Origin of the sequence: Magnetococcus sp. PR-3, from assembly GCF_036689865.1 — a bacterium.
Classification (GTDB): Bacteria; Pseudomonadota; Magnetococcia; order Magnetococcales; family Magnetococcaceae; genus Magnetococcus.
The window spans coordinates 120,154-137,183 of sequence record NZ_JBAHUQ010000004.1 but is presented as its reverse complement, the minus strand read 5'-3'; the positions used below and the strand labels follow the sequence as shown (position 1 = coordinate 137,183).

The following is a 17,030-nucleotide window of genomic DNA, read 5'->3' as shown; positions in this document are numbered from 1 at the left end:
CCCATGAAAATTTGGTGTGCTATTTCAGGCCATGGCATGGGGCATGTGGGACAGGTCGCCCCCCTATTACGTGCGCTCGCCCACCTAAGCCCCACCCCCTTAAAGCTTCATATCCACTGTCAGGTCAGCCGCGCACGTTTAGCGCGTAAGCTGCATGGTCTAGTCTGGCAGCATGATGCCCGAGCAACAGATATTGGGTTGGTACAACACGACCCCATGGTACCCGATCTGCCAGCAACAGCCGCCATACTCAACCATAGCTGTACGCAGTGGGAGCCGCAGCTGGCTCAAGAGAGCACCCGCATTCAAGCCTTTCAACCTGACCTGATCCTGGCCGACATCCCCCCATTAACTCTGGCAGCAGGTAAGCGCCTGGGCATACCAACTGTGGCCCTATCCTCGTTAAGTTGGGATGCCATCTATCCAGACTATTTTGCGGATCACCCCAATCTATCCGAATGGTTGAACCGTTTGTATGGTGCCTATGCTGGGGCTGACCTGGCTCTATTACCCATCCCCCACATGGGCAAACGCCGCTTCCCCCATACCTTGGAAATTCCACCCATTTGGGAGCGGGGCACACCAAGAGAGCTGGCCTTAAGGCAGCGTTTGGGTATTGATCCAGGGGACCGGCGACCGGTTGTTCTGGTCAGCCTGGGTGGCATTCAATCTCAGGGCTTTCCCATACAGCCCCTGCTGCATGCCGATCACCTACATATTTTGGCTGACGTGCCAACCCTACCCTCCGCGCCCCATATACATGGGCTTAATCCTCTTAGACATTGGCCTTTTGCAGATATCATGGCCTCTGTTGATGGTGTGGTTGGCAAACCGGGCTATAACATGGCGGTGGAGAGCGTGGCCTATGCCCTGCCCTTTTTCTACAGTGCCCGCGGCCATTTTGCGGATGAACCGCCCATTCAGGATTGGCTACAGCAGTTTGGCCGTACACACGCCTATCCCTGGACAGCACTCCAGAATGGCGCATGGCTACAGGATTGGTCCCCCCTATATCACCAACCAAAGCCTGCCAAACCAGCCATGAATGGAGCTGAAGTTGGCGCGAGGGCGCTTTTATCCCGTTTTGGCACACAACGGTTATAAGCTCCCAAGCCCTACAAGCCAAAAAAAGGGCTGCTCCATCACACCCCCTCTCATCATTGGCACAGCAGGATCGGCTCTTCAGCCAACTCTCCATGCCCCACTTCCACACCACTTGGCACAGAATCTTTGGTAGCGCCTTTGGACGCCTCTTCAGACGCCATCCCCATCACCAAGGGAGTGCTCGATTTCACCCCCTTGGATCATTGCCACATCCANCCCCCTTGGGTCATTGCCACATCCAGCGACCATAAGCCAAAAAAAAGGGGATGCTCAATGGCATCCCCTTTAATCCTTGCTCCGTCAGGATCGGCTCTTCAGCCACCCCTTCATTCACCACTTCTACACCACTCGGCACGGGACTTTTGGCAGGCCCTTTGGACGCCTCTTCAGACGCCATCCCCATCATCAAGGGAGTGCTCTCGATTTCACCCCCTTGGATCATTGCCACATCCAGCAACCATAGGCCAAAAAAAAGGGGATGCTCAATGGCATCCCCTTTAATCCTTGGTCTGTCAGGATCGGCTATTATTCAGCCACCTCTTCATTCACCACTTCTACACCACGGGGCACGGGGCCTTTGGCAGGTCCTTTGGACTCCTCTTCAGACTCCATCCCCATCACATAGTTAACCACACGGTTCCGACCGGTGCGCTTGGCTTGGTATAGGGCAACATCCGCCAGCTTTGCCACCTCCCAGAAATCATCACCATCTTCTGGGAAGCTGGACAGACCAACCGATACCGTATTGGAGAGCACATGCCCACCAACCGGTGTACGCATGGCTTCAACAGCCGCACGGATCTTCTCGGCCACCACGTCACCAGCCCCGTCTTTATCCTCAGAGTTCTCCGTAATGAGGACCATAAACTCCTCGCCCCCATAACGGATAACCATATCGGAGGCACGCACTTGAGCGGTCGCGACCTTACCAAAGCCAATCAAGACTGCATCACCAGCATCATGACCATAAGTATCGTTCACACCTTTAAAGTGATCCAGATCCAACATCATGATACGAATGGAGTTCCCCTGACGCTTGGCGGTCGCCAACATGGTATCCAGATACTCCTCCAGGAAGCGACGGTTATGCAGACCGGTCATGGCATCCCGCAAGGCTGAATCCCGCAAGGTATCGAGCAAACGCTTAGCCTGAATAACCGGGGCCGCTTCACGCAGATAGACCTGAATAAAGGGGAGTTGATGACGGAAGAACTGCGCATGGCTACGCTCAACCACCAACTGGACCACCACACTGATGGTGCCAGAGTGAAGGATGGGAATACACATATGGGTCCAATCCCCATCCACCTCTTTGCTTGGGGAGAACATATTACATAAGCCCGGTGTATCCACCGCATCCACAACCCGGCCACCTGCACTACGGCGGGCACGGCATGCCTCTGCTTGGGCTAAGATCTGTAGATCACACCACCGGCATCCCGCTTTTAACTCACCATCCACCACCATGGTTTCAAGCTGATCTTTTTCAGTGAGCACCTCATAAATGCTATAGCGCTGGATCAAAAACTCATCGCGCAGCACATTACCGATGTGCTGATAAACCTCAATCGGGGTGCGATCCTCTTCAATGGTCTGTTTAAAGTGGGCAACATTAACCAGCGTATCCACCATATGCGTGGTGGTATCGAGAATATTCTTATGCCCTGTAGACTCATACTGAATCACCCGTGCGACATCACGGGTAAGATCCCCCAGGCTCTCCTGAAGGTGCATCATCATATCGTTTAGATCTTTGGCAATGGTGCCAATTTCATCTTCCCGCTCACTCTTAAGCTCAATACGGGCTGTGAAGTCGCCACCCTTGGCTTGGGAGACCACATTGCTCACCCCCTCTGCCGTGGTAACAATGGCACGGATCTGCCCACGCACCAGCAAAATGGTCACCCCAGCAAACAGCCCTAATGCCATGATCATGGCACTTACGGTGATCAAAGCTTGTGTCTTTTGGCTACCCAAAGAGATGGAGATGGTAACAGCCCCCAACACCGCCCCCGGCTTAACATCGTGGCAGGCCAAGCAGTTGGGGTTGCTCTCCTGGGTTGCGATATAAGGGATGGTCATACGAAAGACCGGCTCTTCCCCCTCTTCATTCAGATAGGTCTGTGCCTTACCGTGGCTGAGCACATCTTTCTCAATTTTATCCAGATCCCGTTCCTGGGTTAGTCCGTCACCAAACTGTTTAACAACAGGCTGGCCGCGCACCACCCGCGCATCACGAAGACCTTCAACAGCTGAGAGCCGCTGCAACATGCGCTCACGTTCTGTGATCACACCGTTAACCATAGCCTCGGTTAAGCTCACGCGAACGATCTCAGCTGCCGTTCGAGCATGCTCTTCAGCATTGGATAGCGAAAATTGACGGAAGGCATACAGACTAATAATCAGCAGCACAACTAAGAGAGCTGAAGAGAGTGCAATCGTAAATACTGTGGTTTTAGTGGTTAACTTCATAAAAATCCCCCGCCATACGGTGCCGCCATAGCACCGATGGACCCATCCATCTTTCAAAGATGTGTGAAATGATCGAGCTTGCGACTCAGATACAGGTACGCCCCCAGACCTGGGTTTTGCAGTAACAGCCCAATAAAAAATGGCTGCTTCAGCTCGCTTTTAGCTAGCCTGTCATTATGACAGGCTAGCCTGTTAGAACAAATCCTTTTTTTACCCCGATCAGTAAAATCTCATTTTGTTTCAAAAAAAAGGGGACGCTCGCCCCCATGACGGTGGCCTTCATCATTACTTAGAGACAGGTAAAGATGCTATTCGCCATTCCGTCGCAGATGATCTTGCGCCTGATCCCACAGCGTAATAAGCCGCTGGGCATCTTCTGCATGCAGTCGTTCGACCAGATAGCCATCAACCACACATATCTCTTCACCTTTGGCGGAAGCTTTACGCCACCCTTCCAGCACACGCCTGGCCCGTTGGATCTCTACTTGATCGGGCAAGAAAGCACGGTTAGCAGGCTGAACTTGGCTGGGGTGAACCAAGGTTTTTCCATCAAACCCCAGGCGCACCCCTTCTTGACATTGGGCGACAAAGCCCTCTTCGCCCTGGATATCAACATACACACCATCCAGGATCGCCACACCTGCAGCACGTGCGGCCAACACGCAGTGCTGTAGCGCGTAGGACATACCATCTCGCCCATCTGGGCCGGTACGCACGTGCAGTGCTTTGGCTAAGTCAGAGGTACCCATAATTAAACAGTTTACGCGGGGAGATTGGGCTATGGTTAGAGCATTGATCACCCCCAAGGGGGACTCCACCATAGGCCAGATACTCATGGGGCGTTTAATCTCATTCTTCTGCTCCCACTCCATCAGAAAATCCACCAAAATTTGCAGCTCATCTCGGTGGTTCACCTTTGGTACGGCGATGGCATCCGGCTGCCCGCCCAAGGTCGCTTCCAGATCTTCCCGCCACATGCTGGTGGCCATGGCATTAATGCGTACCACCGTTAAGGGGCTGCTTGCACGCTCCTCAGCCAAGGCCTCTCGGATAAAGCGCCGTGCCTCCCCTTTCATCTCCGGGGCGACGGAGTCCTCCAGATCAAAAATCAGAGCATCGGCACCAAGATCCGCAGATTTGGCCAACGCACGAGGGTTGGAACCTGGAACATAAAGAGTAGAGCGAAGCAGAACGGGGGCCGCATGTTTCATGGAGAACCTGTCATTTCTAATGAGCCTTCCCCACGCCGCTTAATAGAACGGAGGGAGAAACGCAGAGATAAATGCCTATAGACTCCCTATTCGGCTGCAAACAGGTTAGAATCAAGCCATTTTCGACTTTGACCCCAAAGGATTCCAGCGTATGCCACGCCGCCCATCCGGCAACAAACGACTCTCCGACCAGCAAAAACGGCGTATTGAGGCCATTCGTGAACGACGCATGGCACGTAAACAGGCTAAAAATGCAGAGGCTGCTGCTCAGCATGAAGAACAGGGGTTAGGGGAACCGAGGGAAGGCTTGGTGGTTGCCCACTACGGGCTTAACGTCGCAGTTGCCAGTCGAGATCTACCAGAGTACCGCTGCGCGGTGCGTGAGACCCTACCGGAAAATCCTGTCTGTGGGGATCGCGTGATGTGGCGTGCGGGCCAAAATGAGCAAGGGGTGATTGAAGCAATTCAACCACGCCACAATGTTCTACGCCGTCCGGGTCCTTACAATCGTCTGCAAACCCTGGCAGCCAACCTGGATCGTTTACTGGTCACAACATCGGCCATACAGTTCAACCCCTTCTTGGTTGACCGTTATCTGGTTGCCGCTTCAGCCGCCAACATAGAGCCCATTATTATTCTTAATAAAATGGACCTGATTGGTGAAGATGAGGCTCTGGATGATCTGGCTGAACTGCTGGCTCCCTACCAAGAGATGGCGTATGAAATTGTGCCTGTCTCTGCCACCAGTGGCCAGGGTATGGGAGAGCTGGATGATATTCTCTCTTCAGGCTTATCCGCCTTTGTTGGTCAATCTGGTGTGGGTAAATCATCTTTAGCCGCCCACTGGATTGAAGACGAATCTCTACGCATTGGAGAGGTCAATGCCCACACAGGCAAAGGGCGCCACACCACAACAGTGGCCCACCTTTATATGCTAGAGAGTGGCATGGGGGGTATTATTGACTCACCCGGCGTACGGGCCTTTGGGCTGCATGGCCTACAAGCGGATGAGGTTATCTTACATTTTCGGGATCTTGCGCCCTTGGCTCAACAGTGTCATTTCAACGACTGCAAACATGAACAAGAGCCTGGATGTGCGGTATTGGAAGCGGTGGAAAATGAGATTGCCGATGCCATCCGTTTAGAGAGCTATCACCGTATTTTGGATGGCATGCTCGAAGAGAGTGATTAAGTAAAACAGTGTGCTCAGCAAAAGCTCAGCCCGCACTCTCTTCGGCAAACTGATGGAGGGTCTCGCAGGCTGGGCGGTAGATGCCTCTTACCACCACATCCCCTTTAACATCCAAGCGGGCAATACCAATCGCGCGGAAGCCTTTACCATCCATACTACCCATACTGACCCCAACCCGAAGGGCATATGAGCCCGGTTTTAGGCGCAGATCACGCCAAGCCAGTTTAAAATGGTGCAGGCCGGGTTCCAACTGGTCAAAGTGGAAATTCTCCCAAATGACATTCAGGGCATCCACATTTTCCATCACCACGTTCACCGTGGCTTTATCAACAGGCTGACGCACCTTAAGGGTCAGGTTCAGGATAGCATCCTCCCCCTGACCAATCAGCAGCCCGCCATCTTCTTCCCCTTCAAAAGCAGCATCCTCTAACGAGATCCCGATGTAATCAAACATCGCCCGTCCACCGGATACATTCTTGTGGATACGCTTTTGAATAACCTCTTCATAAACCGCGACCCCCTCTTCTGTGGGTCCAACATAGAGCGCTTCACCCTGATCCAGCACCAGCACCCGATCACACATACGGCGAATACGGTTCATGTTGTGGGAAACAAACAAGGTACATTTGCCGCGCCCACGTAGCTCTTCAAGATAGCGCAGGCATTTGTTATGAAAGCTCAGATCCCCCACGGCCATCACTTCATCCATGAGCAGGATATCGGCATCCACATTAACCCCAACGCCAAATCCTAAACGCACCATCATACCGCTGGAGTACATGCGGACAGGACGATCCAACCAGAAATCCAGTTCACAAAAATCTTCAATCGCCGCCATGCGGGACTGGATTTGTGCCGGTGTTAAGCCCAGCACGGCTCCCAACAGATGAATATTCTCGCGCCCTGTCAACTCCATATGAACACCGGCATTCAGCTCAATCATCGGGAAGATTGAACCCGCCACGGAGACATTACCATAGGTCGGTGGTGTGACACCGGAGAGCACTTTAAGCAGCGTGGACTTACCCGAACCATTACGCCCGATGATGCCGAAGGTTTCCCCTTCATGCACCTCAAAATTAATGTCTTTCAAAGCCCAAGGGTAGCGTTGATCCACCATCTCTGCATCGGGGCCATGGCGCATTTTATGCCATGCCCGGCGCATATTGGGAATTAGGGGCAAACCGTAGCGCTTCGTGAGCGCCTCTACCTTAACAACCGCGTCGTCAGCCATAATTACAACACATCGGCAAAGTATTGAGAGACACTACGGAAGAGTGGCCAGGCGATAAGCCAAATGCCAGCCGTCACAGCAGCAGAAAGCCCCAGCAAGGAAAGATCTGGAGACTGGTTATAGATCAACACAGAACGGAAACCATCAATCAACCCCACCATGGGGTTAAACTCATAGACCAAACGCCACCGTTCAGGCACCGCGCTCGAGGCATACATGACCGGGGTAACCAACAACCAAAACTGCATTAAAAAGGGGATGGCAAAAATAATATCCCGTTTAAAAGTACCAATCGCAGCCAACCCTAAGCCCAGGCCCAAGGCCAATAGGCTGGTCATTAAGACCAACACCGGCAACCATAACAAATGGATGGTAAAGGGGATCTCATACCAGATCAGCATTCCAAAAAGAATGGTCGAAGCGATCAGCAGATCCACCATAGAGGTGACCACAGAGGCGATAGGAAAAATCTCTCTGGGGACAGCTATTTTTTTAAGAATGGCCCCATTGCTATAAACACTGGGCGCACTGCGAGAAAGGGCATTGGAGAAGAAGGTCCAGGGCACCAACGCACTAAACGTAAACAGGGCATAGGGCACCCCATCACTGGGAATGGCCAAAACACCTTTTAAAAAGGAAAAGACCACCATATAGGCCAAAGGCTGTAAAAAGGCCCAAGCAGGCCCCAGCAAAGAGCGCCGATACTGCCCTTTAAACTCACGCACCACAAGCGCAAGGGTCAGACTCCAGATATGGCTTTGACGTTGTGTTTTGGTTGAGTCCAGCCGTCGATACTGCCCCGCAGCACGTTCCATCCATGCCATCCCATGGTTACTTGTGGAGACTTGATAGTCTAAGCTCGACAGCAGACATAAAGCCTGACATGCCTAGGGAGGCAAAGTACCATGTTGCCGGAAACAAGCACAACCAACCTTCCATGGCTCAGATGGGTTTATCGCCCTTTATCCTTGGTTAAGCTCAATGGGAATGGTACGTCCAGACTGGGTCGCCGGACCATTGGGGTCACGGTGACAATATTTATAACACTTAACACAACCCGGATCGGGTAACTGCCCCTCAATGACCCGCTTACGATACTCAACCACAATATCGTTGTTCCAGAAGTCAATCAGGTTATCGTACTCAAAGATATCACCCAGGGTCCAAAGCTTACCCAAAACCACCGCATTGCACTGACTGGGAATAACATTACCCCGCCAACGATCTTTCTCCAGATGTTTGCTGGGAATAACCTGAAAGCGGTTCCAAAAATTCATGCAGCTCTCTTCACCGGGGGTACTCATGCGATCCCACGGCTTAGGCACGGTGACCTCAATACCCAGCTCATCACCCAACGCTTTCAGACGTTGCAGGGCTTCGGTAATATGGTCGTCACCTTCTAGGTAGATGTTATTTTCAGCGGTAAAGTCGTTGAAGTTGTGGGGGACCAGGTTCACCACCTCTTGGTTGAACTTAATACCACGACCGTGGAGCTCACGCAGAAGATCTTCCAACCCCTCCCAGCAACTACGGGTCAAAATATTATGGACCCGGAAAGAGATGTCACTCTCTTTACAGATGCGCTCCATGCAGTCCAGCAGATAGTCAAAGTCTGACCCTACTTTAATGGCGTTGTGCTGATTGCGTGGAAAAATATCGGTGGTGATATACTCGACATACTGTTTACGGTCGAGAATTTCATCCACAAATTTTTTGCGGTCAAACAGCTTGGGCACAAAATCGGTCTGGATGCTGACACTGCCATACAGCTCAATAATGTAATCGAGCATGGGTAGGATATCTTTATGTAAAAAAGGCTCCCCAGCCGCCGCCACATGAACATGGGGCACACCGGCCTCTTTACACATATCAACGATACGTTTGAAGTCGTCCCACTCCATATCGTAGTTCATTTTATATTGATGGCTTGCCACCTCATCCTCACCACAGTCGGGACTGTGGGAGACACAAAACTGGCATTTAAAGGTGCATTTACCATTAATTCCCAACGTCACAAACTTGGGGGGGTAGTCCACAATCGCCACTTTGCCATCATAAAGATCATGCAGATCTGCAACTTTTTGGCGGTGCCGCACCAGTTTTTGTCGCTCCAGATATTTTGAGACAGCTGAAAGCTTGTCCTCACTGGCCATGACAGTTGTTACAAATTTATGCGCCTCATAATAGGCGTGACGCAGTGATTGCATTGCGGTTTCCATTTCAAAGTACGGTTTTTTTAACCGGGTCAAAGAACCTCTAACTGCCCTGAAGTTCTAGCGACCCTACAAACCATGGAGATGGTTCAAGGGGCAGCTTTTTCACATTTTATGCCTAAAGCCAACCGTTCAGAAGAAGCCTATGCACAAACGAATCCATTGTACACATCCTCTCTTCTTTAGGGTACTAAGGTAGTCTTGTATATGACCCCCACCAGCACCAAAAAGTTGCGCAAATCCCATCATCCACCGTGAGCAGACACCGCACAGCTGAAGAGAGACCCGCCCCCATCTGCTGGCAGAACTCTGCCTAAGCCCCCTAAAGAGCTGTTTGCACAACGTGTGGCTAAAACGATCGACAACCGCTATAATAGTCCGGTTTTTGTCTTGTTGGAATAGAACCCTCATAGATTGGGTTTAAACTTCTGGAGTGCTCCATGCGCATTATTCCCGCCATTGATCTGAAAGATGGTCAGTGTGTTCGTCTCTTCAAAGGAGACATGGATAAAGATACTGTCTACTCGGACAACCCTGGCCAGACCGCCAAGCAGTGGGCTGATCAAGGCGCTGAGCGGATGCATGTGGTGGATTTAAATGGTGCCTTTGCCGGAGAACCGGTCAATGCCGATGCCATTGCTGCCATCCGCCAGTCCATTGATATCCCCATGCAGCTTGGGGGAGGCATTCGTAATCTGGAGACCATCCAGAAGCTGTTTAATCTGGGGGTCAATTTTGCCATTTTAGGGTCTGTTGCTGCCCGCGATCCTGACCTTGTTTTCCGTGCCTGTGAAAAATTTCCAGGGCAGATCTCGGTAGGGATTGATGCCCGCGACGGAAAAGTGGCCGTCGAAGGCTGGGCTGAGACCACCGATCTTGAGGCCGTAGATCTGGCCAAAAAGTTTGAAGATGCCGGTGTGGCTGAAATTATCTTCACCGACATTGCCCGAGATGGCACCCTAACCGGGCCCAATGTCCCAGCAACCCGCAACATGGCAGAATCGGCCTCCATTCCGGTTATTGCCTCAGGCGGTGTTTCGGCCATTAAGGATATCCAAGACCTGCTGGAGAACGCAGGCCCCTACCCCAACGGCAACCGTATTTCTGGTGTCATTACAGGTAAAGCGATCTACGATGGCCGCCTTGATCTGGCCTCTGCCATTGCACTGAGCCGTAACTGGGGAGCCTAAGACCATGATGACCAAACGCATCATTCCTTGCTTGGACGTCAAAGAAGGCCGAGTGGTCAAAGGTGTGCAGTTTGAAGGACTGGTTGATGCAGGTGATCCTGTTGAAGCCGCCAAGCGGTATGATGAAGAGGGGGCCGATGAGCTCACCTTTTTGGACATTACAGCGACCCATGAAAACCGGGGGATTATGGAAGATGTGGTACGCCGTACCGCTGAACAGGTCTTTATCCCCCTAACCGTTGGTGGCGGCATGCGTACCAACGACGATATTCGCCGTATGTTGGTGGCGGGCGCGGACAAATGCTCCATCAACTCAGCCGCGGTCAACCGTCCTGAGTTTGTTCGTGAAGCCGCTGAGCAGTTTGGTTCACAGTGCGTCGTTGTGGCCATTGATGCCAAGTGTGTTGAGCACGACGCCAGTGGCACTCCCGTACGCTGGGAGATCTTTACCCACGGTGGACGCAAACCAACGGGCATTGATGCCCTAGAGTGGGCGGACCGGATGGAATCTTACGGAAGCGGAGAAATTCTGCTGACCTCCATGGATAAAGATGGCACCAAAAGCGGCTATGCTTTGGAGTTAACCCGGGCCATTTCCGACGCGGTGTCCATACCGGTCATCGCTTCAGGTGGCGTAGGGGAACCCAAACACCTTCTTGAGGGTTTGCGTGAAGGGGGGGCGGATGCAGTCTTAGCCGCTTCCATTTTCCATTTCCGGGAATACACCATCCCCCAAGTAAAGCAGTATCTGCGGGAACAACATGTGGCTGTACGCCTCTAAAATCATCTATTCAGCAACTTTTACCCATTCATGGGATTTTTTTGATGGAAAATCTACCCGATCTGGCTACGCTGACATATAACGATCAGGGACTCATCCCCGCCATTGCCCAACAGCATGACACGGGTGAGGTGTTGATGATGGCCTGGATGAACGAAATCTCCCTTAAGGAAACCCTTGAAACGGGTGTCGCCTGTTACTGGTCACGTAGCCGTGGCAAGTTCTGGCGTAAGGGGGAAAGTTCTGGGCAGGTGCAGACGGTCAAATCCGTACGCCTGGATTGTGATAAGGACACCATTCTATTATTGGTGGATCAAAAAGGGGTGGCATGCCATACAGGACGCCACAACTGCTTCTATTTAGAGGCCCAAGAGGGTGAATGGGTGACCATCACCGACCCTGAGATTGACCCTGAGGAGCTGTACGGAAAATGAACGATCTAAGCCCCCCCGCAGCAGCAACAGATATGTTGGAGCAGGTCTATCAGGTTATCCAACAACGTAAAGCGGCTTCGGACCCTCAATCTTCCTATGTTGCCAAACTTTTTCATAAGGGTGATGACGCCATTCTGAAGAAGGTTGGGGAAGAGGCCACTGAGCTGGTCTTAGCGATTAAAGGTCGAGCGGACCGGGGTGAGGTAGCCCATGAGGCCGCGGATCTCATCTTCCATATGCTGGTTGGACTGGCCATTATGGATATTGAGCCGAAAGAGGTCATGTCGGTTCTTGAAGATCGCTTTGGTAAGACCGGCCTAACCCGCAATCAAGCCCCTGCGGTTGAGTTGGAGCCGAGCCGTCGCCAATTTGAACGACGGGAGCATGCCAAGACCATTCACATGGTCTTCACCACAGGCTTGACCTTGGGCGGCATAACCAAGGATATCAGTTTAGACGGCATGCAAATGACCGTTGACCACAAAGAAAAAGTTAAACTGCTGGGGGAAAAAGGGTTCTTTGAACTCTCGGTTCAGAACAAAGCCACTCACAATGCCAATAATTTACTGGTTGGCTTAGAGATCCCCACCACATTGGATAATAACCCCCTCATGGCCACGGGTGGGCAGTCGATCCGCACCTACCGTTTTGAGTTTGAGGTTGTTCGGGTCACAGAAGATGGTATTGGCCTGCGCATCATTGGGGATAAAGGCATGTTCAGCTTTGCGTTAGCCAACGAAGTGTTTAACGATATTATGTAAGGGTTGGATAATTGGCCCCCTGCCCAAACAGGGGGCCTACTTCACCCCCCCCCCCCCCGCCTACCGACCTATCTAGACACTATCCCAGCAAGCCATAGAGACAACACACCCAGCCTTAAACCCTGAATAGACGCGCCACAAACAGGACAAACCGTTTGCTATCTCTCATTCAGGCGCTATCTTAGTTCTGGTCTGTATTTATACTGTATTTGCACTGCCAGGAGCCCTGACATGTCCGCTGATTGCCTTTTCTGTAAAATCATAGCTGGTGATATCCCCTGCACCAAAGTCTACGAAGATGAGCTTGTATTGGCTTTTAGAGATATCAACCCACAAGCTCCAGAACATGTCCTGGTTATTCCCAAAGCACACATTGCAACCCTGGATGATGTGCAAGAAGATCAACGTGACATCATGGGTCACCTTTTGGAACGTACCGCACATATTGCCCGGGAGATTGGTGTGGCGGAAAAGGGGTATCGAACCTTGATTAATACCCGCAGCCATGGTGGTCAAGAGGTCTACCATATTCACGTGCATATACTCGGCGGCAAACCCATGGGACCCATGGTCTGCAACAAATAAGTACAGCCCCAGAAAGCGCCATGTTTTACTCGCTTCTTTTCAATGGGTTAGCGATTATGTCCAATTTTTGGCATTTTTCAGTTGACCAAAGGGTGTGACCTTTCTATATTTGTGGGCCTCGACGCTATGCGCTCGTAGCTCAGCTGGATAGAGTACCTGGCTACGAACCAGGTGGTCGGAGGTTCGAATCCTTCCGAGCGCGCCATTTAGTCGATTCAAAAGCCTGAGAGATTTTTATCTCTCAGGCTTTTTTTATATCCTGCGCTCTACCCAGCCTGTTGCCCCCTAGACAATCATGACCCCCCACCCACTGACACGTCTCACACAGACCGGCAGATCATGGATCCATGGCTGCTCTAACCTAGTTTACCGCCAGCTTCCACACCCCGAAACAAAAGAGGAGGCCAGATAGGCCCCCTCTTGCTTAAACATCTCCGCAAAGACCGTGGGGTCAGCGTATCCCTTTTTGCTGGAAGAAGGCTTTATACGCCATATCTTCATGGATAATATGCTTGATCAACCACTCTTCCAAATAGGCGATGACCTCTTTACTGAGGTTGATATTGGCCCCTTTTGCCAGCTCCTCACGCTTTTTCGTGACATACTGCTTAAAGGTCTCATGACTTCTGATATGGGCAACCCTGTCTGGGTAGCCATACTGCTCAAACAGACGCTCTTCACGCTGGAAGTGTACCACCCCATAGTTAATGAGCCCTTCCACCAACTCATCCATGATCTGGCTGCTGGAGCCGGTTACCATGGCTGCATGAAGCTGGTTAATCAACTCCACCAAGCGTTTATGGTCCCCATCAATGGACTCAAAACCGGTTTCATAACTACTTTTCCAGCGGATTTTTGGTTCCACCGAATTGGCATCGGTCTCACTGCCCATATAGAGCTGATTTAGTTGCTCAAACAGTGTATTGCGTAGCTCTTGGTAGAACCGCATAGCATCTTCAATACCTTGCTCTTCACCGTTAGGAATCAATTGAATAATATCCTGCCCGGTTTTGTGCAACTGCTCAGCAGTGGTCTCCATTTTAAGAAAGAGAGGAAGTGTCTGCATCTCTTGCGGTGCATCTTTGCGCAACTGTTCGAGCACAGGCTGGCTGGCACCACTGGCCAGATCACCGACCTCAACCACATCCCGCAAAGCCGCAGCCTGATTAACCCGCCCCATAACATGAAGTATGGCCTCTTTAATACCCCGCACATCAAAGGGCTCAGGCCCAACATCCATACGCGACTGCGCAGCATACAGCGCCTCACTGATGCCTGCAGCCACCTCACTAAGCGCATTAAACTGCTGCACAGATCCACGCATGGCACTAACCACATGCATGGATTCCACAACCCGCTCTTTAACGATATTAGAAGCATCGGCTGTGGTTTGAGCCGCATTTTGGATAGAGTGCGTTGAAGTTGTGGCACTTTGTGCCTGCTGCTCCATGGCATGGGTTGCCTGGGCGATACCTTCTGTGGTCATAGCAATCTGTTGTGTACCACTGGCGGCTTCCGCAGCTGCACGGGCCACATCACCTGCAGCCGCACTTAACTCCTGGGCATTTCGTGCAACCTCTCCAGCAACATGGGAAACCTGCTGGGTTGCCTTGGCAATATCATTGGCAGCATGCCCTTGCTCGTCGACCGCTTGGTTGATATCACTGTTGGCTGTGGCAATACGGTCCACCACTTCTTGAATATTTTTTGTGCTACTCTCCGCTTTATCGGTGAGGGTACGCATGGTATCAATTTGGTGCCAAATGGTCTCTGTTGCATCAGCCGTTTGACTGGCCAGCTCCTTCACCTCATTGGCCACCACCGCAAAACCTTTACCCGCATCACCCGCACCTGCAGCTTCAATAGATGCATTCAAGGCCAGCATGTTGGTCTGCTCAGCAATGGAGTTAATCACCTCCACCACCTTAGAAATCTCACGGGCTGAACCGGCCAGCTGCCCCATAACCTCAGCAGAATCCTGAGCAAGTATGTTCCCCTGTTCAGACTCCATCGCAGCAGCCTGACAGCGCTGGCGTACATCTTTTAAAGAAGATTGAAGTTCAGACACCGCCTTGGAAACATGGTCAACCGAACCATGAACCTGGGTCATCTGGTTGTTCACATCTTCCACATTGGCCAACATCTCTTCCGCTGCACCAGCCATGGTGTTTACATTGCTATTGGCCTCTTCTACACCATTGGTGATGGTATCGACACCACCACTTACTTCTTGGATTGCGGTAAACAGCGTATCCAAGTTGCTCACTGTCTCGGATACATAAGCCTGAATTCCATCAATCTCACCACTTAGGCTGCGATTTTTTTCATCCACCTGTTCCGTGGTGCTGTTTAAATCTTTATTGTTTTCACCCAACCCCGCACGCAAACCAAGAATTTCACCCACAAAGGAGTTGATATTGGCCGCTTGCAGATTGATCATGCGGATATTTTCACATAACGTATTGGCCAGCCTGTTCACGCTAACAGCCATCTGCCCAATTTCATCACGCCGATCATCCATACGACAACGAATGACAAGATCCCCTTCAGACATCTGCTTAAGGGTCCCCATAATTTTTACCACCGGTACCGTGATCGTTCGGGAAATCAGGAACCCTAAGATCAAGACCAGCAGAACAGCCACCGTGGAGACCATACCTACACCATATTTAAACTCGGTCACCTCATCAGCCACAAAGGTGAGCAGTTCATTGGTCTCTTTACGCTGATCATTCAAAAATGGTTCGAGCTTACCTTGTAAAATCTCAATCTGCTCATCAAATCCGCCCATCATCTGGTTACCTACTGGCGGCCCCCCATCGATATAACCTTGGGCCATCGTTTTTCCGGCGATATACCATGCTTTAAAAGAGGTACGCAGCTTTTTAACTTCTGCCACTTTTGCGGACTGCTTACGCGCTTGAAAGAATTTTTCAAACGTTGTGAGATGCTTCAAAACGCTTTGATAGTAATTTTCAGCCTCGCCAAAACCATCATCAAACCCTTCGGCCCCACGGGTTGCCGAAATATCGGTCAGCCACTGCTGTACCTGGACAATCTCCAGTTCCAACTGGCCGGCCAACAGCGCCATACGCACACTGGTATTTTGGGCATAGCGGGCTTTATCCGCAACATCAGAGCTAACCACAAAGCTCCAAATCCCCACACCGATCATCAAAACCACCGGCACCATAAAGCCGATGGTAATTTTCAACGAAACTTTTAAATGCTTCATCTTTATTCCCAGCCCCTAAATGTATGACAGGCAAATCTACTGTTTTGGGCTTAATGCCCTCAGGGAAGCATGAACGCCCCCCTGTACACTCTCCCTCATTTAACCCATATCAACAAGCATGGGTTGTTCCAAAAGTGGCACTTTGTCAACATTTGCAGGATTTTGAGGGAACTTTTCACAAGAAGCAGGAATACCGATCAAATTACGCCTAAAATTTAAGCACTTTATCCATAAAACCCAAACCAAATTAGATGAGTTCCAGATCCATGATTAACCGTTGCAGGTCACGGGCACATTCTAATTTTTGGTCATAGGCCAGCTCGGTATCTTGCAAGGTATGCAACCCCTGCTGCACGGTTAGGTAGTCTTTTAAAAACTGGCTTTCCTCTGCATCCGGCTGGGGCATCGCCTGGATCTCTGCATGTCGCTCGGCGAGCTCGGCAAAACTGGCTTGCAGTCCATTGAAAATACGTTGATGAAAATCATCGGCCTCACGACCTGCGGGGCAGGCATCAAAGGCATCATGTTTGGTCGTCATAATCGTTTTTTGTCCTTATTGATCAGGTTCATCCCACCATCTTTTGAAAGAGCACACCCATGCCTGTTGACCTGCTCTCA

General features: G+C 51.2%; 14 protein-coding genes, 1 tRNA gene and 1 pseudogene. 8 read left to right on the top strand and 8 right to left on the bottom strand.

Translation table 11 applies throughout. The features are described from left to right. The first annotated feature begins 3 nt into the window (after positions 1–3). Positions 4–1,104 (top strand): glycosyltransferase family protein, encoded by a 1,101-nt coding sequence (locus V5T57_RS04595; protein WP_332889988.1) that lies wholly within the window; start codon positions 4–6, stop codon positions 1,102–1,104. A gap of 226 nt (positions 1,105–1,330) precedes the next feature. On the opposite strand, the gene V5T57_RS04590 is transcribed toward V5T57_RS04595, so the two are convergent. From V5T57_RS04590 to V5T57_RS04580, 3 genes are all read right to left on the bottom strand, one after another. Continuing rightward, positions 1,331–1,546 (bottom strand): hypothetical protein, encoded by a 216-nt coding sequence (locus V5T57_RS04590; RefSeq protein WP_332889987.1) that lies wholly within the window; start codon positions 1,544–1,546, stop codon positions 1,331–1,333. A gap of 83 nt (positions 1,547–1,629) precedes the next feature. Continuing rightward, positions 1,630–3,576, bottom strand: a complete 1,947-nt coding sequence (locus V5T57_RS04585) for a diguanylate cyclase (RefSeq protein ID WP_332889986.1) — start codon at positions 3,574–3,576, stop codon at positions 1,630–1,632. A gap of 308 nt (positions 3,577–3,884) precedes the next feature. Further along, positions 3,885–4,787 carry an HpcH/HpaI aldolase/citrate lyase family protein gene (locus V5T57_RS04580; protein WP_332889985.1) on the bottom strand — a complete coding sequence of 301 codons (903 nt, stop codon included), beginning with the start codon at positions 4,785–4,787 and terminating at the stop codon, positions 3,885–3,887. Between the two features lie 151 nt (positions 4,788–4,938). On the opposite strand from V5T57_RS04580, the gene rsgA reads away from it, so the two are divergent. Further along, positions 4,939–5,979: a ribosome small subunit-dependent GTPase A gene (gene rsgA, locus V5T57_RS04575; protein WP_332889984.1), complete on the top strand. Its 1,041-nt coding sequence runs from the start codon at positions 4,939–4,941 to the stop codon at positions 5,977–5,979. Positions 5,980–6,004: 25 nt separating this feature from the next. Here the strand turns inward: rsgA and V5T57_RS04570 are convergent, their stop codons facing one another. The 3 genes from V5T57_RS04570 to V5T57_RS04560 form a co-directional block, all read right to left on the bottom strand. Then, positions 6,005–7,213, bottom strand: coding sequence for an ABC transporter ATP-binding protein (locus tag V5T57_RS04570; RefSeq protein ID WP_332889983.1), 1,209 nt, complete (start codon positions 7,211–7,213; stop codon positions 6,005–6,007). Positions 7,214–7,215: 2 nt separating this feature from the next. Further along, the gene (locus V5T57_RS04565) at positions 7,216–8,028 is read right to left on the bottom strand and encodes an ABC transporter permease (protein ID WP_332889982.1); all 813 of its coding nucleotides are present in this window, start codon (positions 8,026–8,028) and stop codon (positions 7,216–7,218) included. Between the two features lie 147 nt (positions 8,029–8,175). After that, positions 8,176–9,420, bottom strand: a complete 1,245-nt coding sequence (locus V5T57_RS04560; protein ID WP_332889981.1) for a radical SAM/SPASM domain-containing protein — start codon at positions 9,418–9,420, stop codon at positions 8,176–8,178. 446 nt (positions 9,421–9,866) lie between these two features. Between V5T57_RS04560 and hisA the strand changes: the two genes are divergently transcribed. The 6 genes and pseudogenes from hisA to V5T57_RS04530 all read left to right on the top strand — a co-directional run bounded on the left by hisA (position 9,867) and on the right by V5T57_RS04530 (position 13,382). After that, positions 9,867–10,616 (top strand): 1-(5-phosphoribosyl)-5-[(5-phosphoribosylamino)methylideneamino]imidazole-4-carboxamide isomerase, encoded by a 750-nt coding sequence (gene hisA / locus V5T57_RS04555; protein ID WP_332889980.1) that lies wholly within the window; start codon positions 9,867–9,869, stop codon positions 10,614–10,616. 4 nt (positions 10,617–10,620) lie between these two features. Beyond that, positions 10,621–11,397 (top strand): imidazole glycerol phosphate synthase subunit HisF, encoded by a 777-nt coding sequence (gene hisF / locus V5T57_RS04550; RefSeq protein WP_332889979.1) that lies wholly within the window; start codon positions 10,621–10,623, stop codon positions 11,395–11,397. A gap of 44 nt (positions 11,398–11,441) precedes the next feature. Continuing rightward, on the top strand, positions 11,442–11,831 hold the full coding sequence (gene hisI / locus V5T57_RS04545) for a phosphoribosyl-AMP cyclohydrolase (RefSeq protein WP_332889978.1): 390 nt from the start codon (positions 11,442–11,444) through the stop codon (positions 11,829–11,831). Beyond that, positions 11,828–12,148 (top strand): annotated as a pseudogene (locus V5T57_RS20870) (phosphoribosyl-ATP diphosphatase); the annotation flags it as partial. The gene hisI and the pseudogene V5T57_RS20870, both read left to right, overlap by 4 nt. Positions 12,149–12,823: 675 nt before the next feature. Beyond that, a complete protein-coding gene (locus V5T57_RS04535; RefSeq protein ID WP_332889976.1) occupies positions 12,824–13,177 on the top strand; it encodes a histidine triad nucleotide-binding protein in 354 nt (117 codons plus the stop codon). A gap of 128 nt (positions 13,178–13,305) precedes the next feature. Next, positions 13,306–13,382 (top strand) — tRNA-Arg (locus V5T57_RS04530). 246 nt (positions 13,383–13,628) lie between these two features. On the opposite strand, the gene V5T57_RS04525 is transcribed toward V5T57_RS04530, so the two are convergent. Together V5T57_RS04525 and V5T57_RS04520 are read right to left on the bottom strand one after the other, a co-directional pair. After that, positions 13,629–16,412, bottom strand: coding sequence for a bacteriohemerythrin (locus V5T57_RS04525; protein ID WP_332889975.1), 2,784 nt, complete (start codon positions 16,410–16,412; stop codon positions 13,629–13,631). 247 nt (positions 16,413–16,659) lie between these two features. After that, on the bottom strand, positions 16,660–16,950 hold the full coding sequence (locus V5T57_RS04520) for a hypothetical protein (protein ID WP_332889974.1): 291 nt from the start codon (positions 16,948–16,950) through the stop codon (positions 16,660–16,662). Positions 16,951–17,030: the final 80 nt, after the last annotated feature.